Raw genomic sequence first — 25,075 nt, forward strand, 5'->3', positions numbered from 1 at the left:
GGCACGATCACCGAGCGTGTACCGCTGAATTGCCGTGACCAATGCCCGGTGCCGTCGTCCTCCCAGTGCATGGCTTTCTCGACGCCGGCCGGCATCGGCAAATGCCCGAAGCGTTCGTCGTCGATCTTGTTCTGCTGGATGTGCGTACGCGCGGCCTCAAGCAGGTGCTCGGCGACGCCGGCGGGGTCGCCCAGGGCCGTCGCCTCGAAGTTGAGCATCCAACCGACCTGATCAAAAGTCAGCTCGTCTTGCAGTTCACGCCAAGTAGTCGCGGTAGTAGTCATCGCCGGGCCTCGATCTCATCCGCCGCTGCGGACAGCGCCGCGGACAGCTGACGAATCGATTCGGGCTCCATCGTCGCGCCGACCGTGCGGCCGGCGGCTTCGATCCCGACCCAGCGGCGGCACGTCCCATTCTCGTGCTGCACACCCCCCACCTGAATGGTGAATCCGGCGGCCTCACGGACAGTTCCGTCGAAGACACGGACAGCGAGACCTTCGCCGCGCGGCACCCAGTCATGAACTTCGATAGCGTCCGGGGGCGCGTGGACGGGTGCGATGTTGTCGGGGATGGTGGTCATGGTGAAGCTCCTTCTGGTTCGGTTTGTCTGAGGCCGTCACACCTCGCCGACCAGTGCCCACACCGTGCCCACAAATTGCCCACAGTTACAGATAACTGCGGTGAACTACAGTGATGACTTTTCGCAGCTCAACCGTAGTCCGAACCCCTGAACTGGCTTGTGAATACAGTTCAATCCTGACAGGGGGCTCCGAACTCTCGAGGCGGTTAGACCCCGGCCGTCGACTGGCCTCGGAGAATCCGTTCGATCCGATCCAGCAGCTCGCTCGGGTTGTCGTGGGCGCCGTCTTTCCAGGCAACGAGGGCGTTGAGAAGGTTAACCGGCCGCACACTCAGATACAGGCCGAGCATCACCGTCGCAGTCGTCTCGCTGCTGGCAACAGCGGGCCGGTAGGCGACTTGGACCTGCAACGACTCGGTACCCGCCGTCACGTTTGAAACGAGTTTGGGCTCGATCGACCGGACATCCGCACGCGGGATGTTGGTCAACTCGCTGCCGCGCTCCGCTATTCGCACGGTCAACGCCGAAGGGTTGATGCGGAGAAGGGATCGCCGAAAGATCCAGACGGTGACTGCCATCAGCAGTGCACAGATGGCGAGCAGGATGATCCCGCCGTACCGCAGCCACGCGGGATAACCAGGGGCAGACCCTGCGCCGATCATGGCGACCGCTATCAGCGGGATCAGCACAGCCATGATGTACGGGTTGCCCTCGTACCAAGGGATGTAGCGGCACACAATCTCGTCCCCGGCGCGACTGACGCCGGCGCGGAAAACTCCGCGGCCGCTCCCATAAATGATGCCGACGCCGGTCGCAGCAACGCCGAGCGGCAGGTACCACGCCGATCCGACTAGGACGCTGATGCCCGCCAGCAGGCACAGGGCGCCACCGATGGCGTAGCGCAGTACCCGCACGCGACGACCTTTCGCCGTACTACTTGTCATCAGTAACCTTCTCGCGTTCGGTCACCGGGATGACGCCGCGGCGACCTGCTGGTATCGGAATTGCCACCGGGCCCGGTCGGGCCTTGAGCCAGATCTGTGTCCGATCCACCGGCGAATCGTGGAGTGCGGTTACCGTTACCTGCGCTATCAGCGTCTCCTGTTCAGCCGTGATGATCCTCGATTGTGACGCGCTGTCGATGGTGCCGAGTTCATGCGCGATCTGCATTGCAAGCAACCCCGTGACGCCGGCCCCCTCGGTCGCTGCAGCCAGCTCGCGGCGCACCTCGCTACAGCCCGGCACCGACTGCAACTGCTGTTCGGCCAGCATCGCGAACACTCCGGCGGGGTCCAGAGCGGCCTGGACGCGATGCATCGTCAACACTGCGTTAGCGCAAAACACTTCGATGCGCGGGTCGGCGCGACAAACCCACACACGGGCTCCCACAGCGGAATCGAAAGGTTCCCAGCCCGGCGGTACCCCCACCTCCACGAGAAGACCGGCAAACCGATCGACCGGGGACACAGCAACGCCATGCTTTTCTACGAACTCATCGAAACGCATCGTGGCCGCCCTACCCGAAACCGAAGACCGATTCAACGCCGTGCACCGCACTCCCGACCGCATCCGCGACCGGCTGCCAGGCCACTTCGACCGTCTTGGACGCCAGTAGGCTCGCGCCCGCTCCGACAACGGCGCCTGCCACCAGGCCAACCGCGGTCCCCGCCCCCGGAACGACCGAACCTAGCGCTGCACCCAGCTCCGACCCAGCCACCGCGCCTCCCACCCAACCGCCGGCCGCGAGACCGACGGCGACACCTGCACTCTCGCGGGTGACGGCCTCTGGCACCGAGTTGCCGTCATGGATGTCGGACATGACGGCGGGTACAGCGCTGGCCGCGGCAACCACCCCGCCGACGCGGGAGAACCCCTTGAGTTCAAGTCCGCCGATCTTTGGATCCTCGAGCCACTTCAGTAAGCCCGGGTCAGCTTTTCCGGGACCAGTACCGGGGGAATCGCCGATCAAATTGGTCGCCGCCTGACGCACACCGTCGGCGGTACCACCGGCCACCGCACCCGCAGACCCGATCAGCACGTCCCCCGTCGTCGGGGGACCGGGACCCCCGCCGGGATGGTCGGGGGGTGTCGGGCCGGCTCCCGTGGGGCCGACTCCCGCTGGGGCCGGTGCGGGGCCGGCTTCCGCTGGGGCACCTACCGAGTCATATCCGTCCGCGTGCAGGCTTGCCTTCGCGTTCTGCAACGTGTTCGCGTAGCCGTCGCGTGTTGCCTGCACCTGGCCCAGCGCGCCTTTGGTGTCGCTTATGGCGTCGTCTTCGCATTTGCTGATCAACGCTTCGAGCGCCTCGAAGTCGGCCGCGCTGAGGTCCTCGTCGTCTTCCACCTCGTCGGCTTCGCCGATCAGGTCGTCGAGCTCCTGCAGCTTGGCTTCCAGCGACGCGATCTGCCCCGCCGTGGTCTTCTGCGCCTCAGCCAGCGCCGCGGCGATGTTCTCCAGGTCCACACCGATCTTCGGAATCTGCAGGGACTGCGCCCCAAGAGATTTCGTCACCCGCTGCACTTCGTCGGAGTCGTTGATCGGATGATCGCCGTTCTGGTGATTCCACGCGGCATCGAAGCGCGTCCGCGCTTGCTCGAACGCATTGGTGGCCTCTGCCGTGCACACGCCGGCGTTGTGAAAGGCCTCGGCCAGATTGGAAATCTGCAACGGGCTACCCGCCTGCAAGCTTTGATTGATCGCCCACGGGTCACCACCGGCCGCGGCGATCAGAGCCGGGATGCTGATGTAGCGCAGTTGCATTGATTAGTCAGCTAACTCGCCCGGCAGGTCATCAACCCGGTTCTGGGCAGTGTGCACGGTGACGCCGGGGAAAAGGACCGCGACAAACCGGCACCGACAAGCATCGCCGCCCCCCTTCCGAGCTCGTGGGCAAGATTACTAGCGCCGGCTCGGTAATCAATTCACCTCGCCCCCGCATCGAGCGGGCGGGGCGAAGGCTCAGGCAGCCGTACTGCCTCGTTGCGGGTGCAGGACGCCCTCCGTTTGCTGGTCGTCGTAGAGGTCCATCAGTGTCACGCGGCGCCACCACGACATGACTTGGAGGAGCAGCCGGCCGCGCAGTTCTTCTACGGTCATGTCGCGCCAGTCGCCGTAGTGGTGGTTTCGATACGGCAGCGTGTTCACCGCTAGTCACGTCCTTTCATTCGGGTTCGTGTGACATCCAGGTGCATGGATGCTATCGGACTGACAGTCGTAAATAGTGCGTTATATAAATATTTAAGTATGCAATATTTTGATTCAAGTGCCTACCGGTATGTCCGCGCCCAAGTGCCGCTGCGAGGGTCGATGGGCCTGTGCGCCAGAAGGTGTCGGCCTTCGGCCCCGGGTGGGTCAGGCCGAAAACGGGTAATCGCCTCTAAGCGCGCATCATCGGGAACGGGAGAAGGGCACGCCAGTGAGCGGTGCGAACAAAGCTCGGAACAAGGTCGATCAAGTCACAGGCAAGGTCAAGGCGGCTATCGGCCGGGCGGTCAGAGATCCGGCGCTGGAAGCCGAGGGTAGAGCCGACGAGCGCGCGGCTCACCTGAGAGACGCAGGTGAAAAGGTCAAGGACGCCTTCCTGCCTCGTCGGCGGCGACAGATGCCTCGTCGGCGGCGACAGATATAGGCCGTAATTCTCAGCGCTGACCCGGATTACGGGTGGCCCGGGAGGCCGTGCAAGTCATCTTGGATCCCTTGCAGGTCCCCCTGGATGCCATGCAGTTTTCCTTCGATGGCCTGCAAATCGTTGAGAGTGTTCTGATAGGCCGGCTGCATCTGGTCGGCGACCGTCGGCTGAGACTGCGGGCAGTACGCAATGATCGCGCCGGCGGTAACGCTGGCGCTTTGATGGGCGTCCCATATCGAGGATCGCTGCACGAATCCGACCGCATCCGAGAAATTCGGCTGGTGCGCAAGGAAGTCGCACACCGCGTGCCCTTGGCCCATCACGTAGTCCTGGCTGGGAACCGGCACCCCCTCCTGCTTCAGTGCGGAGATGAATGCCGTGTCGGCAATGCTGATTTGCGGCGCGGGTGCGGGCGCCGTCGGCGCAACTCGACTAGGTGGCGGCGCAGCCGACGGCGGGGCTTCGCTCGGCTGTGCTTCTGTCGATTGGGTCGATGAATAGTGCTGGCGGAGTGCGAACATCACCACCACCGCGGCGATCATGGCCACTATCGACAGCGGCAGCGCCGCGAAAAGGCTTGCGCGGAGCAGGCGACCTTTACGCCGGCGAGGCGGCGTTGCCTTCTCAGTCTTGTGGTGCCCCAACCATGTTTCGGGAACGAAATCGATTTCAGGCGCTGCCACCGGGTCGGGATATGGGATCCCCGCGCTGTGGGCGAGAAGCTCGTCGAGCAGTTCGTCTGCTTCTCGGTACGACGGCTGACCGCCCTGTTCGCGGATCGATTGACGGCCCAGAGCGATGCGCCGCAATTCTGAATCGATCGTTTCGCGGTCGCGCATATCAACCAGTTTGAGAGTGTCACGGCGATGTCACAAGTCCCGATCGATAGTGAGACGGTGCGTCCGCGCGTCGGACGACGGCTAAACCTCGATCCGCGCACCCATGACCACCGTCCGGTCAATGGGCAAGCTGAAGTACTCGGCTGCGTCCGCCGCGATGTAGGAGGTAGCGACGAAGAGTCGCTTGCGCCACGCCGCCATGGTCGGAGCGGAGCCCGCCCGCAGCTCAAGCTTGGAAAGAAAGTACGAGGCGTCGTCGAGCGCGATCTGTCCCTCGGTTTGCTGCGCGTCCAACAGCCGGAGGGCGGCGGGGATGTTTGGCCGTTCCATGTATCCGAAGTTGGCGGTGACGTGGATGATCCCGTCGTGGATGTCGCCGAGGGCGTCGACTTCCAGTCGCTCGGGGTCGGGCACCCGCGGCGCGGGCACCGTGTCGATCGACAGGATCACCACCTGTTCGTGCAGCACCCGGTTATGTTCGACGTTGGCCCGCAACGCCAGCGGCGCAGTCTCCTTGCCGCGGTTGAGGAATATCGCCGTGCCGGCGCTGCGCACCAGCGGTGGCCGGTAACCGGTCAGCTGGTCGACGAATTCGCGCAGCGGCCCCTCCGCACGCGCCCGGGCAAGCGTGACGAGCTCGCTGCCTCGCTGCCAGGTGGTCAAGACGATGAAAGCCAAGGTGCCGATCAGGAGCGGCACCCATGCGCCGTGAACCAGCTTGGTCAGGTTGGCCGCCACGAAGAGGAGGTCGACCGTCAACAGAGCGCCGCCACCGATCACGACGAGCCACAGCGGCGTGCCCCACCGGGTGCGGGCGAGATAGAAGAAAAGGAAAGTCGTGATGGTGATCGTCCCGGTCACCGCCATTCCGAACGCGAATGCCAGTGCCGCCGAACTGCGGAACGCGAACACCAGGATCAGCACCGAGACCATCAGCAGACTGTTGATCCAGGGCACGTAGATCTGGCCCATCGTCGACTCCGACGTGTGCACGACCCGCAGTCGGGGCAAGTAGCCGAGCTGAGCGGCCTGCGACGCCACCGAAAAGGCGCCGGTGATCACCGCCTGCGAGGCGATCACCGTGGCCGCGGTCGCCAGCAGCACCATCAGCAGTCGCGCCCAACCCGGCGGAAGCAAGAAGAAGGGCGCGTCGACGACGCTGTTGTTGCCCAACAGCAGCGCGGCCTGCCCGAAATAGCTGAGCACACAGGCCGGCATGACGATGAACAGCCAGGCCCGGGTGATCGACGCGCGGCCGAAGTGGCCCATGTCCGCATACAGAGCCTCCGCGCCCGTCACGGCCAACACCACCGCGGCCAGCGAAAAGAAGGCCACCTCGAAGTGCGCGCTGAGGAACGTCAGCGCATAGACGGGTGAGAGCGCCCGCAGGATCTGTGGGTGCATGGCGATGCCGCGAAGCCCGCACGCAGCGATGGCGGTGAACCACACGATCATCACCGGACCGAACATGCGACCGAGGGCGGCACTGCCGCGACTCTGAAAGGCGAACAGGACAACGATGATCACCGCGGTGATCCACACGACCCAGCCGCCGAGCCGTGGCTCGACCACTTTGAGTCCCTCGATCGCGGACATCACCGAGATCGCCGGGGTGATCATGCTGTCGCCGAAAAACAGCGAGGCGCCGAAGATGCCGAGGACCGACAGGAACATCGCGGTGCGGCGTCCTCCGTGACCGGCGAACTGGCGGACCAAGGTGATCAGCGCCATGATGCCGCCTTCGCCGCCGTTGTCGGCGCGCATCACCAGGGTGACGTAGGTGAGCGTGACGATGACCATCACCGACCAGAAGATCAATGAGACGACGCCGTAAAGGTTGTCGGTGGTGATCGGGATCGGATGGGGGTCGTGCGGGTCGAAGATCGTCTGGATTGTGTAGATCGGACTTGTTCCGAGGTCCCCGAACACCACTCCGAGCGCTCCGACGACGAGGGACGAGCGAGCCTTCTGGTTACCGAAGATGCCGCGAAGCGGCAGCGCCGGCCTGACTTGCGGAGGCATTGGCGAGGTCCTCTACCAGTGGGTTGTTGCAGGCGGTGACGCGGCGGGTCGATCTTAAGTCGGAATCTGATGCCCCACCATTCGAGCAGGCGGCCGTTAACGCATTGATGTCAGCCGGTCCGATGCGAAAGACTCGCTGTGGGCCACCCCAGCCGTGGCCGGCAGGAATCGAGGCGATCGACGGAAGTGATAACAGTGAGCCCTAAGCGTGCCGTCGCCGTCGGCGCGGTCATATTCGCACTCGTCGGCTGTGCCCCGACGCCGCCACACAGGGCGGCCCGCTCGGCGACCACGGTGGCGACACCGTCCACGGCGACGACGCGGATGGTGCCCGCGGACGCGGGCAAGCCCGCCGGTGCGCAACCCGGGCTGGCATCCGACCCGGCGCAGGTGGCCGACGACCTCGTCGCCGACGAACATGCTTTGCGCGATCCGGGAACGCCGGAGCCCGAACTCGAAGCGGCGGCGCACCGCCAGCAGGCGGCCTACCGCGCGATCGGGCGACACGCAGACTGGGACGCGGTCGTGCGACCGCGGATCCCACCGCCGTTACTCGACGTGTACGACCGCAACGTCGACGCCCGTCGGCAACTCACCGCCATGACATCCGTGCGGGACACGTTGCCCGCGTGGCGCATTGAGCCACCGGCCCCAGCCGACGAGCTAATGGCCTACTACCACCAGGCGGAGTCGGAGTCGGAGTCCGGAGTCAGCTGGAACTATCTGGCTGCGATCAACTTCGTCGAGACGCGCTTCGGCAGCATCAACGGCGTCAGCACCGCCAACGCGCAAGGTCCCATGCAATTCCTGCTCTCGACCTTCGCCAGCTACGGCCAAGGAGGCGACATCAATTCGCCGCACGACAGCATCCTGGCCGCGGGGCGCTACCTCGCCGCGAATGGCTTTGCCGGCGATCGTGATCACGCGATCTACCGCTACAACCACGCCGACGAATACGTGCGGGCGGTCAATCAATACGCGGCGCTGATCGCGGCCGACCCCGCCGCGTTTGCGGGCTACTACCGCTGGGACGTCTACTGCAACACCACCGCCGGCGATGTGCTGCTGCCCATCGGCTACGCCGAGTCATCGCCGATCCCGGTCCGCGACTACCTGGCGAGCCATCCGCAGTAATCACTGCCTGCCGTTATCCGGCAATGAAATGGCCGCCCCGACCGGTGCCGGGGCGGCCATTTCAATTAGTGCCTCAGTAAAGCGGGACCCAGACGCCCATGTACCAGAAGCCCCAACCACCGAACTGCCAGTTGAAGACCGGGATGGCGGTGAAGGTCTCGTACTGGAACGGGCCGAAGTCGACCTGCGCGACGGCCACGTCACGCTGCGGCGGACCCGCCCACGGGCGGTTCCAGCCACCCGGAGGCGGCGGACCGCCCCAACCACCCGGAGGCGGTGCGCCCTCCCAGTGCGGCGGCGGGTGGCCCGGCGCCGGACCGTCGTTCCAGCCGTGTCCGCGCGGCGGCGGCGGAGGCGGGGCCCCGTGGTCGACGATGCTGAACCCACCAGCAGCACCTCCAGGACCGCCGATCTCTGCGTTACCGCTCGCGTATGTGCCCCGCGGGACGTAGGCCGGGTGCGGAGGTTGCGTGCTCGGCGGGTTCAGGGCCTGGTGCGCCGGCGGCGGCGGGTTCTGCCCGTGCGCCGGAGCGTTCTCACCACCAGGCGGGTTCTGCCCGTGCTCCCCCGGCTGATTGTTAGGGCCACCCGGGTTGTTCTGTCCGCCCTGCGGCGGGTTCTGCCCATGCTCGCCAGGCGGCGGGTTCTGGCCGTGCTCCCCCGGCTGATTGTTGGGCCCACCCTGAGGCGGGTTGTTCTCTCCACCCTGCGGCGGGTTCTGCCCATGCTCACCCGGCGGCGGGTTCTGTCCGCCCTGCGGCGGGTTGGGCTGCCCACCCTGCGACCCACCTTGCGATGGCGGGTTTTGCCCATGCCCGCCCTGCGGCGGCGGGTTGTTCTGCCCGCCCGGTTGCCCACCGGGGGCGCCAGCGGATCCACCGGGCTGTCCACCCGGTTGGCCGCCGCCACCGCCACCACCGGGCTGGCCGCCGCCACCACCACCGCCACCTGGGCTGTGAGTGGGACCGGGCGGTGGCGGGTCCAGCGGGGCTGAGTAGGCGGAACCCGCGCCGAGGGTCACCGCCGAAATACCAAGGCCGGCCGCGACCGCGACCGTGCCGACGACACGTTTCATAGACATAGCTGCGTCCCCTCTTAGGTGTCGATCGCCTGCACTACGGGCAGGTCACGTCAATCTCGAAAGACTTGGTCACCTGCTGCGGCTGCTGCGGGTTGCTCATGTCCGAACCCGTCGCAGTGCCCTTGATCGCATAGGACTTGCCGTTCACCACGGCTCCCGCGTTGCCACCCTGGTTGGGAGCGGCGTCGGAAAAGCCGAGCGTGATGTTGTTGACGCTGCCCAGGCCGACCGAATGGACGATGGGCGGGTTGGCATTGCTGACCACGGCGCCGACTCCGGCCGTCGGGTCACCGATACCGATGTTGGTGTTGTCGCCCGCGGCCGTGCACGTGACCTGACCGCTGACGTTCTGCTTCTGACCGTCGACCGTCACCTGGGGGCCGGCCGGCGCCCCCGCGGCTGACGATCCCGACGCTCCCGTGCTCGATTTGTTGCTGGAACAACCGGCGCAGGCCGCGACTACCACGGCCACACTGGCTACTCCGACCACGATCCCACGCTTCACTACTGCTCTCCTTCGTGTCGCTGGTTCCGCTGCGTCTCCGTCAAGGCCGCTGCAAGCGACCAATTCAGGCTCTCCCCGGATGGACGCGCCCTAGGCCGCTCCTGCAAATACCCTCTCCCGAACCATTGCAAACGCTACGTTACGGCCCGTCACATGCGCTGGTCACGGCCCCGCCCGTTACACGTAGCCGGGACTCAGGGGAGGACGTGCAGACCCCACCTGTCCAGCAGCGGACTGATCATCGCGAAGTAGGTGGTGTTGTCGTCGCCGTCAGGTGACGACATCAAGAGGCCGACCGCGCTCACCGTGCCGTCGGCGTTCTTCACGAAGCCGGGACTGCCACTGTCGCCGTCCAGGCTGAACACGCTGGCTTCGACCACGTCACCCTGGATGCCCGTGATGGCACCGCACGTCTCACCGGTCGTTGCGCCGACCTTGCAGAACGGCATGCCCATCTGAATCTGCGCCGGGCTCAACACGTCCCGGACCACGTACCTGCCATCGATGTCGCCCCCTGGCGCACCGAGGCCCGGGTCGAGCCGGATGATCGCGGCGTCCCGCTTGTCGCCTTCTTGCTCGCTGTTGGAGATCTTGCCGAGCGGTGTCTCGTCGCCATAGGTCCATCGCGAACCATCGTGGGCGTCGCAGTGCCCGCTGGTCATCAGGTAGTAGCTGCCGTCGCTGCCTTGGGCCGCGAACCCCGCTGTGCAACCACCCTTTTCATCATTGACTTTGATGCCCGGCGTCGGAGCTACGGCGGCCAGCGCAGGGTTTGCCGACGTCACCGCGGCCACCACCACGGCACCAACCAGGCCCAACCCGCGCAACCAAGGTGTGGTCACACCGCCCTCCTCCACTTTGTGTCGGGAGATGGTAACAGCGCGAAAGTCATTCAGCGACGTCACACCGGGTCGGGGTCGTGGCGGACGCCGAGCGGACACGGTGAACGATAGACGGAGACAACAGTATTCATGGTGTCTGCCGCCCCTGCCGACGGAGCGGACTCAATCGGTTGCGGGCACCTCGGCCGAGGGGTGCATCTTGAGGTAGTCCCTGATCTGAAACCGGCCGAACTCACGTTGCCGGCGTGGCGATAGTTGCCGAAATGCCGTCGGCGCGTCGATGATCTCCGGCTTGACGGCTTGATACGTCGCCCCGTGAACACGAAGGGTGGCCCGCCCGGCCGCCAGGACGTTGCGAACCCAATCCGCCGTCTCCCCGTAGGGCAGCGGGATGATGAAACCGTCGGTAACCCGCTCTATCACAACGGGAGTCGTGTGCGGTTTGCCCGAGAGTCGTCCAGGGTGCTCGATTACGCCCGCGTACCAATACTTTTGGCCGGCGACAAGTTTCATCACGGGATTCAGCACGCGCTTGTTGAATTCCCGCACCCCGTCGAGGACCATCCGCGCTCCTTCATCGCACGCCCTGACGACCTGGCCGACGAGACGTCCCTCGCAGTTCGACCTGTCGAACCTCAGTGACGTTAGGGCTGCCCCTCGGAAAGTTCCTAGGGACTTTAGACCCTATTGCGATCGAGCTTGTGCACCTATCGCACGCACGCCGGACGGCAGCGAACGGTCCACACCTGTAATCGGTTGTCGGCCACATCCTTCCGGCGGCTCGCCGTATCACCGACCGTCGACGTGCCGGGCGAGGAAGTCCAGGACGGCGTCGGCGAAAATATCGTTCCGGTCCCCGGCAACCATGTGTCCCGCGCCCCGGACGTCGGTGAACTCGACTTGCGGAAAGCGCGCGAGAAATTCGTCTGCGCGGTCCTGGCTGACGAGGTCGCTCATCTGGCCACGAATCAAGAGCATGGGCACCCCGCTGCGCAGGATGGCTTCGACGGCCGTGTGCATCCGGTCGGGGTCGGTGACCTCGAACGGGGGAAACGCGGCGGTGCCGCTGATGAACTGCGGATCCCAGTGCCAGTACCAACGATCGCCGCGGCGTCGCAGGTTGGTGGTCAGGCCTTCCAGATCCGTGGGCCGCGGCCGGTGCGGGTTGTATTCGGCGATCGCGTCGGCGACTTCGTCGAGCGAGCTGAATCCCGATTCCACGCGGTCGGCCATGAAGGCATGTATCCGGTTGGCCCCGGACTGATCCATGTTCGGCACGATGTCCACCAGCACGACGGCGCTGGCGATGCCCGGCGAGATCTCTCCCGCGAGCAGCATCGAGGTGAATCCCCCCAGCGACGCCCCGACCAAAACCGGTTGCGGCGGCAGCTCGCCGAGCACTTCCTGGACGTCAGCGGCGAAGCTCACGACGCGGTAGTCCCCATCGCTGGACCAGTCCGATTCGCCGTGCCCTCGCAGGTCGACGGTGACGGCTTGCCACCCGCGGTGGGCGACGGCCGCGGCCGCCTTGCCCCACGAGCGGCGGGTCTGTCCGCCGCCGTGCAGGAACACCACGGCGCGGGCCTGGGGGTCGCCCAGGCGATCAGCGACGATGCGAACACCGTCGCGCGCCTGGATCGTAAACGGTTCAGCGGCCGTAGGCATCAAGTGATACTAGGGCGCTCCCACACGCGGCCGGCGTCGACTCAACTCCAATACGATGCAGCCAGGGCACATCGGTGGGCGCGACCATGGGAGAGATCGATGCATCTGGACGAGTACATGTCCCTGGACGCGACCGCGCTGGCCGAGTTGGTCGAGCGCAGGGAGATCAAGCCGGCCGAGCTTCTCGCCTTGGCACGAGCGCGCGCGGACTCGGTGAATCCTCGGTTGAACGCGATCGTCCGCCGCCTCGATGACGTCGCCGACAAGCAGGCGGACGACCCGGAACTCGGCGGAGCGTTCGCCGGCGTGCCCTTTCTGCTCAAGGACCTCGACCAGCAATACCGCGGCTTTCCCAGCACGTGCGGGTGCCGGGCGCTGGCCAACGACGTCGCCGACCGGCACGCCCTTGTCACACAACGGTTTCTGGACGCGGGCCTGGTGGTCTTCGGCATGACCAACACCCCCGAGTTCGGGGCCAAGGGCATCACGGAATCCGACTACTGGGGCCCGGCGCGCAACCCCTGGAACACCACCCGCACCCCGGGCGGCTCTTCGGGCGGGTCCGGTGCCGCGGTGGCGGCCGGCATCGTTCCGGCTGCTGGCGCCAACGACGGCGGCGGGTCCATCCGCATCCCCGCCGCCTGCAACGGGCTGTTCGGACTCAAGGCCAGCCGCGGTCTGACGCCCTACGGACCCCAGACCGGCGAGCCGATATTGGGCATGGCGACACAGGGGGTCGTCTCCCGCACGGTGCGCGACAGTGCCGCGCTGTACGACGCGATCATCGGCCCCGACCCGCGTGCCGCCTACAGCGTCGCCCTTCCCAACGAGCCGTTCGCCGAACAGATCAAGCGTCGCCCCGGCACGTGCAAGGTCGGGTACTCCACCAGCTCGGCCATCAACCCGCATCCCGACTCCGAGGCCGTCGCCGCCGTCGAGCGGGCGGCGGCGCTGCTCAGCGAACTCGGCCACCAGGTCGAAGAGGTGAGGCCGCCCTACGACGACGCCGCTCTGGCGCGGGACTTTCTCACCATCTGGTTCGCGCAGGTGCATCGGCAAGTGGCCGAGATCAAGAAGCGCCTGGGTGCCCGCGACAGCGACTTCGAAGCCGACACCCTGGCCATCGGTGAACTCGCCCGATCCACCGGCATCCTCGCTCCCCTACAGGCGGCCGAGAACAGACACGACTACATCCAGTCGCTGGCGACCTTTCACGAAGGCTACGACTACTTCATGACCCCCACGCTGGCCACTCCACCGCTGTTGATCGGTGCCACGTCAACCTCGCCGGCCATCCAAAGAGTGGCACGCATCGTCAGCAAGCTGCGTGCGGGAAAAGTCATGGCGCTCAGCGGAATTCTCGATGAGCTGATTCAGGAGAGCCTGGGCTGGGTGCCCTACACACAGCTCGCCAATCTCACCGGCCGCCCCGCGATCAGCGTGCCGCTGCACTGGACGGACGCCGGACTCCCGCTGGGAGTGCAGTTCGTCGGGAGGCTGGGCGCCGACGGCGACCTGTTGCAGTTGGCCGCCCAACTCGAAGAGGCCCAACCGTGGGCTCACCGCCACCCCGCTCCCGTGGCGGCCAACTAACGGGTCGGGCCGGACCTGTCCTCCGGCGCACCGCCACGCCACAATCTGGCGAAGCGCCCGGCGATCTCGCTCAGCCGTTTGCCGCCCGACCGCTGGATGGCCTGAATTCTGCCCAGCGTCTGCCTTCCCTCGACGGCGTAGTCGTTGACCGTTTCGTCGCCTTCTTCAGCGCGCATCGGTAAACCCCCGTTTCTGCTCGAAGGGAGGCCTACCCGCAACAACCGGGCGGTAAAACGTGCGGGACGTCAGTGCTCGTCGTAGTGCCCGTCATGGGCCGCGTGCCGACATCCGTCGTGCACGTAGTCGACATGATCGCCGTGCGGCACAGCGACGTGGCCGCAACCCTCGCCGTGGACGTGGTCGTGAGCCTCGTGCACCGCGTGGCCGGCCGGTTCACACTCGTCGTAGTGATCCTCGTGCCGCCGGTGCAGGTGTCCGTCGTGCGCGTAGTCGACGTGATCCCCGTGTGGGATCGCGACGTGGCCGCATCCTTCGCCGTGGGCGTGCTCGTGCTGTGCGTGCTCTTGGTGCGTCACGCTCGTCATCGCTCATCACCGCCATACATCTTGTTGTGGGGTTTCGGTTCACGCTGCTGACGCGTGGTCACGCTAGTCCGGCCGGGTGAACGTCATTCAAAGTCGAAGTCACCTTTTTGCAGGCGGTTTGTCTCAGGACACCGAGCCCTTGCTTGCCTTTACCGGCGCGGTGCTCGGCGGCAGCTTGAGCAGGTTGCCGCGCACACTGCCGCGCGCGGTGCGCACGGTGACCAGCAGCCAGGTGAACAGCAGGCCGGCGTAGGCGATGCCCGCAGCCACCCGGAACGCGGGCAGATGGCTGTGCCCGGTGAGTTGGGACGTTCCGGTGACGAAGGTTCCGACGGGGAAGGTCAGACTCCACCAGGTCAGCGCGAACGGCATTCCGCGCCGCAGCGTGCGCACCGTCAGCGCGCTGGCAAGCGCGATCCACAACACCGCGAACCCCCACACCGGCACTCCGAACAGGATCGCGAAGGCGTTCATGTCCTCGGCGAGCCAAGGATCGACCACGAGTGCCGCGTTTGTCCCCAAAAGCCCTGCCGCCGTGATGGATTGACCGAGCGGGCCCAACACGATCCACAGCGTCGGAACGCGGGCGGTGCCCGAGGTGCCGTACAGAGTCAGCCGCGTCCAGATCATCGCGATGATGTTCAGCGAGGCCACCAGCGATAGCCCGAACATCGCGTAGCAGCCGTACAGCATCGTCTGCCGGCCCGTTCCCGCCGCAATGTGCGGCAGCAGCAGCGCGCCCGACGCCGCGGACACCATCGGCGGAACGACCGGCATCAGCCAGCCACCGAAGGCGGCATCGGGCTCGACCGCGTGCATGGTGAACATCAAAAACGGGATGCTGAAGGCGGTGAACAGCCCGCCGAGTGTGCCCGCGGTCCACTGCACCCAGTCCAGGTCGACGGCGACGCGCTCGCCGACGAGGTCCTTGCCGACCAGGACCGCTCCCGCGCCCACCGTCATCAGCGCCATGGGCGCGGCGCCGTAGAAGTGAGCCATCTGCGGGTTGCGCGCGTGACCGCGGGCCACGGTGGGGTGACGTAACCAGTGACCGCCAACCAGAACGATCAACACCACCAGCAGGGCAGCCGCGATCACCCAGACCAATTGCGCGAATGCGCGCAGCCCCACGACGTGGACGGGCAGCGTGGCACCTGCGGTGGCGACGATCCCGGTGCCCATTACCGAGGCGAACCAGTTCGGGCCGATGTTGCCCAGCACTTCGACCCGTGTCTGGGGCGACGGCGCGGCGTCCGGGTTTGCAGCGGCCACAGCTGTGAAACCCTACTGCGCCGCGCTGAAATCTTCGGGATTCGCCGCTTACACTCCAACGGTGACGCATCCGGGGCAAACCAGGCGGGCGCCGAACCGAGTTTCGCTGGTGGTGGCGATTGTCGGCGTCATACTGCTCGCGCTTCTCGCATCACCCACCAAGCAACGATGCGGCGCACCCGGATTCTCGTGCGAGACGGCGCTGGACGCCGCAGGCTATGTCCACTACTACTACGAGGTCGAACCGGTCGGTGTCTACCTCGCTGAAATCATCACCGGCTCCGATATCGCCATCTACTACAAGTCGGGCGAGGACCTCGTCAAAGCCCGCTGACGCTGCTGTCGTTGGGAGGCAAGATGCGCACCGGTCGAACTGCCGGGGCCTCGACCCTGGCCGGACTGGTCGTGGCGGCCCTGCTGACGCCGGGCGCCCTGGCCGTCGCCGACCCGGCGCCCGATGGCGGGGATCAGGCCAGCGCCGAGCAGAAGGTGATTGACGGCTACGTCAATAAACAGCACAACTGCACCCCCGATCTGCCGCCCAACCCGCAGTCGGTCACCTGGGATCCGCCTGGCTTCGCGCCCTACGTCGGCGGCTCCGGCGTCGTTCACGATGCGAACCCGCAGCTGGGCGGGGTTTATCGCGCGGACTACGTGAACGGCCGGTGGCACATCGAGTATCCGTATTGCTGACGGCGGTGTCGGCCAGATAACAACTTCGGACCGATCTCGCCGGCTATGTGTCTCCGCCGAGACCTCGCCGAGACGATCGAGGCAGGTCGCGGCCAGAAAGGCCTGGTCAGCGCGATATTTTCGGCGTGAATTCGCTTTCGGCCCGCGGGCTGGGGGCATCGAGCCGGGCGCTCTCGATTCGGGGCTTCACAGCGCGCTACCGCATACTTGACGCCATGCCTGAAGCGACATCACCGCAGACCGCCGCAGTTGCGGCGCCCGGTGATGCGCGGGGTTTGGGCCGAGGTTTGTGATGGCACGCTCTGGCGGTGCTCATCACCGTCATCGCGCCGTTCGTCAGCCCTCGCGATTCCGTCATGGGCTGGCGCGCAGCCTCATGGCGCTGGTCTCGGTGGCGGCGGTGGGGCTGACCGGGGCCGGCTACTACGTGGCTCACGGCGCACTGGGGGGCATCACCGTTTCGGAAGCCTTGCGTCCAGAGGATCCGCGGTCCAGCGGCGACAACATGAACATCCTGCTCATAGGGCTGGACTCGCGGAAAGACCAGGACGGCAACGACCTGCCCTGGTCCATCTTGAAGCACCTGCACGCGGGCGATTCCGACGACGGCGGCTACAACACCAACACCCTGATACTCGTGCACGTCGGGGCCGACGACAAAGTGACCGCGTTTTCGATCCCGCGCGACGACTGGGTGCCCTTCACCGGAGTTCCGGGCTACAACCACATCAAGATCAAGGAGGCGTACGGCCTCACCAAACAGTACGTCGCGCAAAAGCTCGCCAATCAGGGCACGGCCACCCAGAAAGAACTCGAGACGAAGGGTCGCGAAGCGGGCCGGGCGGCGACGCTGCGCGCGGTGCGAAGCCTCACCGGCGTTCCCATCGACTATTTCGCCGAGATCAACTTGGCCGGCTTCTACGACCTGGCGCAGACCCTCGGCGGCGTTGAAGTGTGCCTGAACCACCCCGTCGAAGACTCGTTTTCGGGTGCGGACTTCCCCGCCGGGCGTCAGCGGCTGGATGCCGCCCAGGCGCTGTCGTTCGTCCGGCAGCGCCACGAACTGGAGAACGGGGACCTCGACCGCACCCACCGCCAGCAGGCCTTCATCTCCTCGGTCATGCAGGAACTGCAGGCCACGGGCACCTTCACCAACCTGGACAAGCTCAAGAACCTGATGGCCGTGGCGCGCAAGGACGTCGTGCTGTCGTCCGGGTGGGACGAGGACATGATCCAGCGGCTGGGTTCACTGGCGTCCAGCGGCAACGTCGAATTCCGGACGCTCCCGGTGGTCCGCTACGACAACATCGACGGCCAGGACGTCAACATCATCGACCAGTCCGCGATCAAGGCCGAGGTCGCCACGGCCATCGGCGCTCCCCCGCCGTCAACCACCCCGGCCACCACCGCCGCCAAACCCAGTCCGACCACCGTCGTGGACGTGATCAACTCCGGCAGCATGAGCGGGCTCGCCACCGAAGTGTCCCGGGCCCTGAAAAAGCACGGCTACACGGCGGGTCAAGTGCGCGACCGCGATTCGGGCGAGCCGACCGCGACCACGATCCAGTACAGCGCCGGCGCGGAGACCGACGCCAAGATCGTGGCGACCCTGCTCGGCCTCGACGCCCCCAAGCAGCCCGACGCCAGCTTGGCGCCCGGACACATCCGGGTGACCGTGGACACCAACTTCACGATGCCGTCGCAGGACGAGACCACCACGACGGACGAGACCACCACGACGACGACCAGTAGCAAGGCCAAAACGTACTACTACGACGGCACCACGACCACGTATCCGACGCCCGATCAAGGCAAGCCGATCGACGGCGGTGGCGTGCCCTGCGTCAACTAGCGGCGATCGCAAGCGCGGCGAAGCCGGGCGAAGCGGGTCGCCGCCATCGATCAAGCGGCGATCGCAAGCGCGCGAAGCGGGTCGCCGCGCTTGCGATCAAGCGTGGGTACCGCCGTCGATGCGGATTTCGGTGCCGGTGATCCACGCGCCGTCGTCGGACACCAGCATGGCGATGACGCCGGCGATCGCGCCGGGCTCGGCCATGCCGGCGCCGCTGGATTCGACCGTCGTCGGCAGGATCGGCATGAGCCGCGGGAACAGCGACCAGTCGGCGTCCTTCGGGATGTATCCGCCGGTCGCGTCCGTGATGCCGGACTTGATGCTGCCCGGCGCCACGCACGCCGCACGCAGGCCGTCCTTGGCGTATTCGAGCGCCAGGGAATGGGTGAAGGCCTGAATTCCCCCCTTGCTCGCCGCATACGCCGCCATGTACGGATGTGCGAAGGACGCCGACGTGGAACTGAAGTTCACGATCGCGCTGCGCGGATTCGCCAGTAGCGCCCGAAGCGCTTCCCGCACCACCAGAAACGTCCCGGTCAGGTTGATGCCGACGATCCGGTTCCACAGTTCGAGGCTGGTCTCGTGCGTGTGCGCGGCCCGCAGGATGCCGGCCGCGTTGACCAGAGAGTCGAGACCGCCCAGCTGCTCGACGGCCGAGCGGACGCCGTCGACCACCGAGTTCTCGTCGCCCACATCCATCAACAGGTTCACGAGGCGATCAGCGGCCGTACCCGCCTGCGCCTTGGTGGCGTCCAGCCCGTCTACCGCGACGTCGGAACCCACCACGGTGGCGCCCTCGTCCAGCAACCGCAGCGTGGTGGCCTGGCCGATCCCCGACGCGGCGCCCGTCACCAGGATCCGCTTGCCCTCGAGTCGCTTCATCCGCGTCTCCCGTTCGCTCGACGGGTCAGGTCGACACCACTCCGCGTAGCGCGTCGGCGCCGAACATCTGCTCCATCATCGATGAGAAGTCGGGACCCCGGCGCAAAATGTGTCCACCGTCGACGTTGATGCACTGCCCGGTGATCCACGCGGCCGCGTCGCTGAGCAGAAACATGGCCAGGTTGGCGACGTCTTCGACCTCGCCCACCCGCGGCAGCGGGGTGCACAGGGCGTAGTCGCTGCTGATCTCCGGTGACTGGATGATGCTCGCGTCGACGAGATCGGTGCGGATCAGGCCGGGCCGGATGCTGTTGGCCCGAACCCACGACGCGCCGAGTTCGTCGGCGGCCAGCATCATCATGTGGTCGATGGCTGACTTGGTGACCCCGTAGGGCCCGAACCAGCGGTGGGTGTTGCTGGCCGCGATCGAGGAGATGCCGACGAACGAGCCGCCGCCGCCGCGCACCATTTCGCGTGCGGAGTGCTTGAGGACGTACATCGTGCCGTTCACGTTGAGGTCGACGGTCCGCCGCCACGCCTCCGAGTCGGTGTGGGTGATGGGCCCGACCGTCTGCGAGCCCCCCGCGCTGTGCACCACGCCATGCAGCCGCCCGTGCCAGGCCGTCGCCGCGTCAACAGCGCGCGCGACCTCGTCCTCGTTGGTGACGTCCGCGGGTTCGTAGCGGGCCGAGCCGCCGTCCGCCGCAACGGCTTCGATCTCTTCGACGGCCGCCGCCAACCGGTCGGCGTTGCGGCCGATGATCATGACGGAAGCCCCCGAGGCGGCCAGCCCGGCGGCCACGCCCTTGCCGATCCCACTGCCACCGCCGGTGACCAGATACGTCCGGTCCTCGAAAGAAAGCTGCACGCGAGCCGCCTCTCAATTGAAACAGGTTCTAGTTATCGAACCATGCGCCGATCGCGGTGGTCACGGGTCCCCCGTGCACGCGATCGGCGGGCAGCGCGCTAAGGCGTATCGCGGCGGGCCAGCTTGGTCGGCTTGGCGTTACGCCAGTCCTCGACGTCGGGCGGCAGACCAACCGGGTACCTGTTCTCGTTGTGGGCCGCCCAGTGGGCGTGGCCTAGCTCGTGAATGTGGAACGCGTGCCGCAGCGCCTCACTGAATCCCATCGCATCGGAGGCGGCGTTGACCGAATCCTTGATCAGCAGCGCGGCCATGGTCGGCCGCTCTGCGATGCGTCGCGCGAATTCCAGTGTCTTGTCGGCTAATTCGTCGACGGGGAAAACCTTGGACACCATGCCCAGCCGATAGGCCTCGTCGGCGTCCAGCGCATCGCCGGTCAACAGCAGCTCTTTGGCCTTGCGCGGACCGAATTCCCAAGGGTGAGCGTAATATTCGACGCCCGGCATACCCATGCGCACGGCGACCACGTCGCTGAACTTCGCGTTGTCGGCGGCGACGATCAGATCGCACGCCCAAATCAGCATCAGCCCCGCCGAAATCGCGTTGCCCTGCACCTGGGCGATGGTGATCTTGCGCAATTCGCGCCAGCGGCAAGTGTTTTGGAAGAAGTAGTGCCACTCCTGCAGGTAAGTCTTCTCCGCGATCGGGTCGCGGGTCGCGCCGTTGCCCCGAAAGGTCGGATGCTGTGCCGGTCCGGGCGCCCGCTCTGCCAGGGCCAGCTCCGAGCCGAGGTCGTGGCCGGCCGAGAAGTTCCTGCCCTTGGCGGCCAGGATGACCACGCGGACTGTGTCATCGGCCTCGGCACGCACGAACGCCTCGTCGAGCTGAACCAGCAGGCCGCGGTTCTGTGCGTTGTGGGCGTCGGGCCGGTTGAGCCAGATCCGGGCGATCAGGCCGTCGTCGAGGGTTTCATAAGTCACCAGCTCTTCGGAATCGGCATTGGCCGCTTGCGAACCGGCCTGCTCGGACAGTGTCATTCCGCCCACCTCGCTTGTTGTCAGCTCCGACTTGTTTACACATTACGGCCAGTGTGTAAGCGGCTGCCCGCTGGGGTTGACCGTGACGGACTACGTGCGATCCAGCGCGGTTGCGAGCAGAGCCGTGGCGGATTTGAGCAAGCGCAAGGAGTGAGTGAGTTGCGCGTTCTCGTCCCGCAGCCGCTGTAATTCGGCGGACGCGTCATCGGCGGGGCTTCGACGCGTCCGCTCGTGGACCGTCTCGGTCACGGTGTTTCCGAGCGGGTCGGTAACGGCCCTTATCGCCATCCGCTCCATGTCGTGGCGCCCGTGCACCGAAGTGGCCGAAGGCAACTCGTCGAGGGGCGCTCCGTTGACGGCCGCGTCCGGCACGGCCCTCAGTTGCGGCGCGGGCCGCTGGGATCGCTGCTGTAGCTCCGCTTCGCGGCGGCGGAGCTCGTTGTCCCATCGGACGAGCTCGGCTTCGCGTTCGCGAAGCTCGGCTTCGTGCTGTGCAAGGCGGGCTTCCCGCTGGCTCGCCTGGGCTTCGCGATAGCGAAGCTGGGCCAGCTGCTGGGGAAGCGGGGCGCCCCGCTTGGCGACCTGCGCCGCGCGCTGGGCGAGTTCGGATTCCTGCTGACTCAGGGCGGCTACGCGCTGGAAGAACTCGGCTTCCAGCTTCTGCACCTCCCCGTACCGATTGCGGAGCTTGGTCCACCGGCCGCGGAGCTCGCCTTCCTCGGCCAGGTGACGAATCAGCTCCTGCTCAACCAGATCGACGAAGAGATCGACTTCCTGTTCGTCGTAACCGCGTTTGCCGATCCTGGGCCTCGAGAACGCGACGTTGTGGACATCAGCTGGAGTGAGAACCATGCATCTCCGACGAGTCCGACGTCACGAGGAACGTTTACGTGCGGGTTGGTGGGACAGACGTTAGTCCGCGCGTTGTACACCTGCATTGTTTGCAGCTGAACAACGGACGTCCACCGGGATACGCCCAGAGGTGACCCGCCCGATCAGCGCTTGGACCCGGATCAACTCGAACACCACGTCCGCGTCCACCCGTTTATCCTGCCCCACCGCGCCGACAAGAAGCCCCCTTCAGCGGGCTCGGCTCCGTTTAGCAGGTGTGACCACTGCGGGTCGCCAGCAACGTCGCCTACAGTTAGGACATGGCTACGAAATCTGATCCTGGCGAAATCGGCGACGTCGAACCGGTCGCCGACAGCACGGCAAGCCAGGCCAGGCGAGTCGTCGCGGCCTACGCGACCGACGCCGACGAGTGCCGCGTCTTCCTTTCCATGCTCGGCATTGGGCCCGCAAAAATCGACGCGTAGATGACTCCCGGGGGCGGGCACGACTCGAAGGCATCATCGTCCTTCGGGAATTCGGACTTTGTGGTTGTTGCCAATCGCCTGCCCGTAGATCAGGTGCGGCTGCCCGACGGCACGTCCAGCTGGAAGCGCAGCCCCGGCGGCCTGGTCACGGCCTTGGAGCCGCTGCTGCGCCGTCGCCGTGGGGCATGGGTCGGCTGGCCGGGCATCGCCGACGACGGTGACGGCCCCGGTGACGAGCCCATCGTCCAGGAAGACCTGGAACTTCGCCCCGTGCGCCTGTCCGCGGACGACATCGCCGAGTACTACGAGGGGTTCTCGAACGCCACGCTGTGGCCGCTGTACCACGATGTGGTCGTCAAACCCATCTATCACCGCGAGTGGTGGGACCGCTACGTCGACGTCAACCGGCGCTTCGCCGAAGCGACCTCGCGTGCCGCCGCGGAGGGCGCAACCGTGTGGGTCCAGGACTACCAGCTGCAACTGGTTCCGAAGATGCTGCGCGAGTTGCGGCCCGACCTGATCATCGGCTTCTTCCTGCACATCCCGTTCCCGCCGGTCGAGCTGTTCATGCAGATGCCGTGGCGGACCGAGATCATCGAGGGCCTGCTGGGCGCCGACCTGGTCGGGTTCCACCTGACCGGCGGGGCCCAGAACTTCTTGTTCCTGTCCCGGCGGCTGATCGGCGTCAACACTTCGCGTGGATCGGTGGGGGTGCGCGCCCGGTACGGCGAGGTGGATCTCGGGTCCCGCAGCGTCCGGGTGGGCGCCTTCCCCATCTCCATCGACTCCAGCGCCCTCGACCAGGCGGCCCGGCACCGCGATATCCGGCGCCGCGCCCGCGAGATCCGGGCCGAGGTCGGCAACCCCCGCAAGGTGCTGCTCGGCGTCGACCGGCTGGACTACACCAAGGGCATCGACGTCCGGCTGAAGGCCTTCTCCGAACTGCTCGCCGAGGGCCGCGCGAAGCGCGACGACACGGTGCTGGTGCAGCTGGCGACGCCGAGCCGCGAACGGGTGGAGAGCTACCAGTTGCTGCGCAACGACATCGAACGCCAGGTAGGTCACATCAACGGCGAGTACGGCGAGGTCGGTCATCCGGTGGTGCACTACCTGCATCGGCCGGTCCCCCGTGACGAATTGATCGCGTTCTTCGTGGCCGCGGACGTCATGCTGGTCACCCCGCTGCGCGACGGCATGAATCTCGTCGCCAAGGAGTACGTCGCGTGCCGAAGCGATCTCGGTGGCGCGCTGGTGCTGAGCGAATTCACCGGCGCCGCCGCCGAACTCCGCCAGGCCTATCTGGTGAACCCGCACGATTTGGAAGGCGTCAAGGACGCCATCGAGGCCGCGCTCAACCAGTCCGACGAAGAGGGCCGGCGCCGGATGCGGTCGCTGCGACGCCAAGTGCTCGCCCATGACGTCGACCGTTGGGCGAGGTCCTTCCTCGACGCCCTCGCGGAGTCACGTCCCCGCGACGCCGATGGCTCTGCCGAACCCCATGGTGCTGCTGCCGAAACGCTGTGATACTCAAGGCGGGTAAGGCTCGAAGGGAGGGGACCATGAAGCTCCGTCGCGGGCTGGCCGCCACGGCAGGCATCTGCTCCGCCGTCGCCATCGGGATCGCGCTCGAGTCGGACAACCCCGCGCGTGCGGTTGGACCACCGGCCGACGGCACCTACTCCTTCGACGAGGCGGGGGTGTCCGGGGTCACCTGGACGATTTCGGCGCTGTGCGACCAGCCATCCGGAACCCGGAACATGAACGACTATTCCGACCCGATCGTTTTCGCGATGCAGTGCGCGCTGAACATCGTGAGTTCGACGTCCGAGCAGATCAGCGCTGCCGACAAGCTGCAGAACTTCAGCGGCCGGGCCCGGATGTCCAGCATGCTTTGGACTTTCAAGGTGGACAAGGCTGACGGCGTCGCATGTCCGGGTGGCGGCACCGCGCCGTCCACCGAAAACTTCGCGTTCAGCGACGAGACGATGAGCGGCACTCACACCACCATGCACGGCTCCGTCTGCGGCATGCAGCCGGAGATGAAGAAGCAACCGTTCTCGCTGCACATGACCGGGCCCCCACCGAGCCCTGTCCAGCGTTATCCGTTGTACTGCAACGGCATTGCGATGTGCTACTGAAGCAGGCGGGCTAGATCGGCGTGATGTAGGCGATCAGCCATTGCTTGCCGATCTTTTTGAAGTCCACCCGCAGCCGGCTGCCGTCGTAGAGGGGTTGTCGTGACTTGTCGGTCACGGTGCGGTTCATGAAAACCATCACCGACGCCGAATTCCGTTTGGCGGTCATGACTCCCACGCCTACGACGTTGGCCTGGACGACCACCTCGCGCTTCTTGGCTTCCGGAATGATCTGCGCGTTAGCGCTTTTCCGGAATTCCTGGCGATAGTCGGGCGTCAACATCGGGTACGCATCACTGAGGCTGCGTTCGACGGTCTGGTAGTCGTAGGCGAAAACCGCGGGAATCTCCTTGGCGGCCAAGCCGGGCAGGACGGCGCGCGCCGCGGCCTCGCCGCGTGACTCGACGCGACCCCAATAGAACCAGCCCGCCACCGCGGACAACCCCACGAACACCGCGATCAGGAGGTAGCCCGCGGCGACGAGCAGCCGTCGCCGCCACCGCATCAATTACCCCCGTCTGGATACTTCAGGTCGTAACCGGTCATCTTGCCGGCATCGTCTTGGTGCACGATGACGCGCAAACGATA

Annotated in this window: 30 protein-coding genes and 1 pseudogene; 9 read left to right on the forward strand and 22 right to left on the reverse strand. The window is 66.2% G+C overall.

Translation table 11 applies throughout. The features are described 5' to 3' along the window. The 6 genes from JOZ00_RS01240 to JOZ00_RS01265 all read right to left on the reverse strand — a co-directional run. Positions 1–284: hypothetical protein (locus tag JOZ00_RS01240; RefSeq protein ID WP_293338636.1), on the reverse strand; the 284-nt coding region annotated here is incomplete at its 3' end. Continuing rightward, on the reverse strand, positions 281–580 hold the full coding sequence (locus tag JOZ00_RS01245; protein ID WP_293338638.1) for a hypothetical protein: 300 nt from the start codon (positions 578–580) through the stop codon (positions 281–283). The genes JOZ00_RS01245 and JOZ00_RS01240, both read right to left, overlap by 4 nt. A 206-nt stretch (positions 581–786) precedes the next feature. After that, a complete protein-coding gene (locus tag JOZ00_RS01250; protein WP_293338640.1) occupies positions 787–1,524 on the reverse strand; it encodes a hypothetical protein in 738 nt (245 codons plus the stop codon). Further along, positions 1,514–2,086, reverse strand: coding sequence for an LpqN/LpqT family lipoprotein (locus JOZ00_RS01255; RefSeq protein WP_293338642.1), 573 nt, complete (start codon positions 2,084–2,086; stop codon positions 1,514–1,516). The genes JOZ00_RS01250 and JOZ00_RS01255 overlap by 11 nt, the downstream gene beginning before the upstream one ends. A gap of 10 nt (positions 2,087–2,096) precedes the next feature. Continuing rightward, entirely contained in the window at positions 2,097–3,341 is a 1,245-nt protein-coding gene (locus JOZ00_RS01260) for a hypothetical protein (protein WP_293338644.1), read from the reverse strand. Positions 3,342–3,539: 198 nt separating this feature from the next. Further along, positions 3,540–3,725, reverse strand: coding sequence for a hypothetical protein (locus JOZ00_RS01265; protein WP_293338646.1), 186 nt, complete (start codon positions 3,723–3,725; stop codon positions 3,540–3,542). Between the two features lie 271 nt (positions 3,726–3,996). Here JOZ00_RS01265 and JOZ00_RS01270 point away from each other — a divergent pair, with 271 nt between their 5' ends. Further along, positions 3,997–4,209 carry a CsbD family protein gene (locus JOZ00_RS01270; RefSeq protein WP_293338648.1) on the forward strand — a complete coding sequence of 71 codons (213 nt, stop codon included), beginning with the start codon at positions 3,997–3,999 and terminating at the stop codon, positions 4,207–4,209. 26 nt (positions 4,210–4,235) lie between these two features. Here JOZ00_RS01270 and JOZ00_RS01275 read toward each other — a convergent pair whose 3' ends face one another. Both JOZ00_RS01275 and JOZ00_RS01280 read right to left on the reverse strand, forming a co-directional pair. Continuing rightward, a complete protein-coding gene (locus tag JOZ00_RS01275; protein WP_293338650.1) occupies positions 4,236–5,048 on the reverse strand; it encodes a DUF732 domain-containing protein in 813 nt (270 codons plus the stop codon). 81 nt (positions 5,049–5,129) lie between these two features. Then, complete coding sequence (locus JOZ00_RS01280; RefSeq protein ID WP_293338652.1) at positions 5,130–7,070, reverse strand: KUP/HAK/KT family potassium transporter; 1,941 nt, start codon at positions 7,068–7,070, stop codon at positions 5,130–5,132. A 186-nt stretch (positions 7,071–7,256) separates the two neighbouring features. Between JOZ00_RS01280 and JOZ00_RS01285 the strand changes: the two genes are divergently transcribed. Continuing rightward, positions 7,257–8,204 carry a transglycosylase SLT domain-containing protein gene (locus JOZ00_RS01285; protein ID WP_293338654.1) on the forward strand — a complete coding sequence of 316 codons (948 nt, stop codon included), beginning with the start codon at positions 7,257–7,259 and terminating at the stop codon, positions 8,202–8,204. A gap of 73 nt (positions 8,205–8,277) precedes the next feature. Here JOZ00_RS01285 and JOZ00_RS01290 read toward each other — a convergent pair whose 3' ends face one another. From JOZ00_RS01290 to JOZ00_RS01310, 5 genes are all read right to left on the reverse strand, one after another. Beyond that, positions 8,278–9,279, reverse strand: a complete 1,002-nt coding sequence (locus JOZ00_RS01290; RefSeq protein WP_293338656.1) for an MAP_0585 family protein — start codon at positions 9,277–9,279, stop codon at positions 8,278–8,280. 40 nt (positions 9,280–9,319) lie between these two features. Continuing rightward, positions 9,320–9,790, reverse strand: coding sequence for a lipoprotein LpqH (locus JOZ00_RS01295; RefSeq protein WP_293338658.1), 471 nt, complete (start codon positions 9,788–9,790; stop codon positions 9,320–9,322). Positions 9,791–9,984: 194 nt separating this feature from the next. Next, positions 9,985–10,632: a S1 family peptidase gene (locus JOZ00_RS01300; RefSeq protein ID WP_293338660.1), complete on the reverse strand. Its 648-nt coding sequence runs from the start codon at positions 10,630–10,632 to the stop codon at positions 9,985–9,987. 162 nt (positions 10,633–10,794) lie between these two features. Continuing rightward, the gene (locus JOZ00_RS01305) at positions 10,795–11,196 is read right to left on the reverse strand and encodes a nitroreductase/quinone reductase family protein (protein WP_293338662.1); all 402 of its coding nucleotides are present in this window, start codon (positions 11,194–11,196) and stop codon (positions 10,795–10,797) included. 225 nt (positions 11,197–11,421) lie between these two features. Beyond that, a complete protein-coding gene (locus JOZ00_RS01310; protein ID WP_293338664.1) occupies positions 11,422–12,297 on the reverse strand; it encodes an alpha/beta hydrolase in 876 nt (291 codons plus the stop codon). Between the two features lie 99 nt (positions 12,298–12,396). Here JOZ00_RS01310 and JOZ00_RS01315 point away from each other — a divergent pair, with 99 nt between their 5' ends. Further along, complete coding sequence (locus JOZ00_RS01315) at positions 12,397–13,890, forward strand: amidase (protein ID WP_293338666.1); 1,494 nt, start codon at positions 12,397–12,399, stop codon at positions 13,888–13,890. On the opposite strand, the gene JOZ00_RS01320 is transcribed toward JOZ00_RS01315, so the two are convergent. The 3 genes from JOZ00_RS01320 to JOZ00_RS01330 all read right to left on the reverse strand — a co-directional run bounded on the left by JOZ00_RS01320 (position 13,887) and on the right by JOZ00_RS01330 (position 15,707). Continuing rightward, positions 13,887–14,066 carry a hypothetical protein gene (locus tag JOZ00_RS01320; protein ID WP_293338668.1) on the reverse strand — a complete coding sequence of 60 codons (180 nt, stop codon included), beginning with the start codon at positions 14,064–14,066 and terminating at the stop codon, positions 13,887–13,889. The genes JOZ00_RS01315 and JOZ00_RS01320 overlap by 4 nt on opposite strands. 69 nt (positions 14,067–14,135) lie before the next feature. Continuing rightward, on the reverse strand, positions 14,136–14,435 hold the full coding sequence (locus tag JOZ00_RS01325) for a hypothetical protein (protein ID WP_293338670.1): 300 nt from the start codon (positions 14,433–14,435) through the stop codon (positions 14,136–14,138). Between the two features lie 123 nt (positions 14,436–14,558). Continuing rightward, entirely contained in the window at positions 14,559–15,707 is a 1,149-nt protein-coding gene (locus JOZ00_RS01330) for a TDT family transporter (RefSeq protein ID WP_293338672.1), read from the reverse strand. Positions 15,708–15,768: 61 nt separating this feature from the next. Between JOZ00_RS01330 and JOZ00_RS01335 the strand changes: the two genes are divergently transcribed. From JOZ00_RS01335 to JOZ00_RS01345, 3 genes are all read left to right on the forward strand, one after another. After that, a complete protein-coding gene (locus JOZ00_RS01335) occupies positions 15,769–16,041 on the forward strand; it encodes a hypothetical protein (protein ID WP_293338674.1) in 273 nt (90 codons plus the stop codon). Between the two features lie 23 nt (positions 16,042–16,064). Then, positions 16,065–16,400 carry an integrase gene (locus tag JOZ00_RS01340; protein ID WP_293338675.1) on the forward strand — a complete coding sequence of 112 codons (336 nt, stop codon included), beginning with the start codon at positions 16,065–16,067 and terminating at the stop codon, positions 16,398–16,400. A 292-nt stretch (positions 16,401–16,692) separates the two neighbouring features. Further along, entirely contained in the window at positions 16,693–18,252 is a 1,560-nt protein-coding gene (locus JOZ00_RS01345; protein WP_293338677.1) for an LCP family protein, read from the forward strand. Between the two features lie 96 nt (positions 18,253–18,348). Here JOZ00_RS01345 and JOZ00_RS01350 read toward each other — a convergent pair whose 3' ends face one another. The 4 genes from JOZ00_RS01350 to JOZ00_RS01365 all read right to left on the reverse strand — a co-directional run bounded on the left by JOZ00_RS01350 (position 18,349) and on the right by JOZ00_RS01365 (position 21,888). Then, on the reverse strand, positions 18,349–19,134 hold the full coding sequence (locus tag JOZ00_RS01350) for an SDR family NAD(P)-dependent oxidoreductase (RefSeq protein ID WP_293338679.1): 786 nt from the start codon (positions 19,132–19,134) through the stop codon (positions 18,349–18,351). Between the two features lie 25 nt (positions 19,135–19,159). Next, entirely contained in the window at positions 19,160–20,002 is an 843-nt protein-coding gene (locus tag JOZ00_RS01355; protein ID WP_293338681.1) for an SDR family oxidoreductase, read from the reverse strand. 98 nt (positions 20,003–20,100) lie between these two features. Next, positions 20,101–21,036 (reverse strand): enoyl-CoA hydratase, encoded by a 936-nt coding sequence (locus JOZ00_RS01360; protein WP_293338683.1) that lies wholly within the window; start codon positions 21,034–21,036, stop codon positions 20,101–20,103. Between the two features lie 90 nt (positions 21,037–21,126). Next, positions 21,127–21,888 carry a DivIVA domain-containing protein gene (locus JOZ00_RS01365; protein WP_293338685.1) on the reverse strand — a complete coding sequence of 254 codons (762 nt, stop codon included), beginning with the start codon at positions 21,886–21,888 and terminating at the stop codon, positions 21,127–21,129. A gap of 299 nt (positions 21,889–22,187) precedes the next feature. On the opposite strand from JOZ00_RS01365, the gene JOZ00_RS01370 reads away from it, so the two are divergent. The 3 genes from JOZ00_RS01370 to JOZ00_RS01380 are packed head-to-tail and all read left to right on the forward strand — an operon-like array spanning position 22,188 to position 24,490. Continuing rightward, the gene (locus JOZ00_RS01370; RefSeq protein WP_293338687.1) at positions 22,188–22,352 is read left to right on the forward strand and encodes a hypothetical protein; all 165 of its coding nucleotides are present in this window, start codon (positions 22,188–22,190) and stop codon (positions 22,350–22,352) included. Continuing rightward, a complete protein-coding gene (locus JOZ00_RS01375) occupies positions 22,353–23,876 on the forward strand; it encodes a trehalose-6-phosphate synthase (RefSeq protein ID WP_293338689.1) in 1,524 nt (507 codons plus the stop codon). Between the two features lie 35 nt (positions 23,877–23,911). Next, positions 23,912–24,490 (forward strand): hypothetical protein, encoded by a 579-nt coding sequence (locus JOZ00_RS01380; protein WP_293338691.1) that lies wholly within the window; start codon positions 23,912–23,914, stop codon positions 24,488–24,490. Positions 24,491–24,500: 10 nt separating this feature from the next. Here JOZ00_RS01380 and JOZ00_RS01385 read toward each other — a convergent pair whose 3' ends face one another. Both JOZ00_RS01385 and JOZ00_RS01390 read right to left on the reverse strand, forming a co-directional pair. Continuing rightward, positions 24,501–24,992: a mammalian cell entry protein gene (locus JOZ00_RS01385; protein WP_293338692.1), complete on the reverse strand. Its 492-nt coding sequence runs from the start codon at positions 24,990–24,992 to the stop codon at positions 24,501–24,503. Further along, a pseudogene (locus JOZ00_RS01390) lies at positions 24,992–25,075 on the reverse strand (mammalian cell entry protein); the annotation flags it as partial. The gene JOZ00_RS01385 and the pseudogene JOZ00_RS01390, both read right to left, overlap by 1 nt.

The sequence above is a fragment of the Mycobacterium sp. genome (genome assembly GCF_019243155.1).
Lineage (GTDB): Bacteria > Actinomycetota > Actinomycetes > Mycobacteriales > Mycobacteriaceae > Mycobacterium.

Bases quoted from the DNA above. Each gene is read 5' to 3' on its own strand.
- JOZ00_RS01380 (WP_293338691.1), top strand. From the start codon at position 23,912: ATGAAGCTCCGTCGCGGGCTGGCCGCCACGGCAGGCATCTGCTCCGCC.
- JOZ00_RS01385 (WP_293338692.1), bottom strand. From the start codon at position 24,992: ATGCGGTGGCGGCGACGGCTGCTCGTCGCCGCGGGCTACCTCCTGATC.
- JOZ00_RS01290 (WP_293338656.1), bottom strand. From the start codon at position 9,279: ATGAAACGTGTCGTCGGCACGGTCGCGGTCGCGGCCGGCCTTGGTATT.
- JOZ00_RS01370 (WP_293338687.1), top strand. From the start codon at position 22,188: ATGGCTACGAAATCTGATCCTGGCGAAATCGGCGACGTCGAACCGGTC.
- JOZ00_RS01260 (WP_293338644.1), bottom strand. From the start codon at position 3,341: ATGCAACTGCGCTACATCAGCATCCCGGCTCTGATCGCCGCGGCCGGT.
- JOZ00_RS01360 (WP_293338683.1), bottom strand. From the start codon at position 21,036: ATGACACTGTCCGAGCAGGCCGGTTCGCAAGCGGCCAATGCCGATTCC.
- JOZ00_RS01275 (WP_293338650.1), bottom strand. From the start codon at position 5,048: ATGCGCGACCGCGAAACGATCGATTCAGAATTGCGGCGCATCGCTCTG.
- JOZ00_RS01320 (WP_293338668.1), bottom strand. From the start codon at position 14,066: ATGCGCGCTGAAGAAGGCGACGAAACGGTCAACGACTACGCCGTCGAG.
- JOZ00_RS01250 (WP_293338640.1), bottom strand. From the start codon at position 1,524: ATGACAAGTAGTACGGCGAAAGGTCGTCGCGTGCGGGTACTGCGCTAC.
- JOZ00_RS01325 (WP_293338670.1), bottom strand. From the start codon at position 14,435: ATGACGAGCGTGACGCACCAAGAGCACGCACAGCACGAGCACGCCCAC.
- JOZ00_RS01350 (WP_293338679.1), bottom strand. From the start codon at position 19,134: ATGAAGCGACTCGAGGGCAAGCGGATCCTGGTGACGGGCGCCGCGTCG.
- JOZ00_RS01305 (WP_293338662.1), bottom strand. From the start codon at position 11,196: ATGGTCCTCGACGGGGTGCGGGAATTCAACAAGCGCGTGCTGAATCCC.
- JOZ00_RS01310 (WP_293338664.1), bottom strand. From the start codon at position 12,297: ATGCCTACGGCCGCTGAACCGTTTACGATCCAGGCGCGCGACGGTGTT.
- JOZ00_RS01255 (WP_293338642.1), bottom strand. From the start codon at position 2,086: ATGCGTTTCGATGAGTTCGTAGAAAAGCATGGCGTTGCTGTGTCCCCG.
- JOZ00_RS01245 (WP_293338638.1), bottom strand. From the start codon at position 580: ATGACCACCATCCCCGACAACATCGCACCCGTCCACGCGCCCCCGGAC.
- JOZ00_RS01365 (WP_293338685.1), bottom strand. From the start codon at position 21,888: ATGGTTCTCACTCCAGCTGATGTCCACAACGTCGCGTTCTCGAGGCCC.
- JOZ00_RS01315 (WP_293338666.1), top strand. From the start codon at position 12,397: ATGCATCTGGACGAGTACATGTCCCTGGACGCGACCGCGCTGGCCGAG.
- JOZ00_RS01375 (WP_293338689.1), top strand. From the start codon at position 22,353: ATGACTCCCGGGGGCGGGCACGACTCGAAGGCATCATCGTCCTTCGGG.
- JOZ00_RS01345 (WP_293338677.1), top strand. From the start codon at position 16,693: ATGGCACGCTCTGGCGGTGCTCATCACCGTCATCGCGCCGTTCGTCAG.
- JOZ00_RS01280 (WP_293338652.1), bottom strand. From the start codon at position 7,070: ATGCCTCCGCAAGTCAGGCCGGCGCTGCCGCTTCGCGGCATCTTCGGT.
- JOZ00_RS01340 (WP_293338675.1), top strand. From the start codon at position 16,065: ATGCGCACCGGTCGAACTGCCGGGGCCTCGACCCTGGCCGGACTGGTC.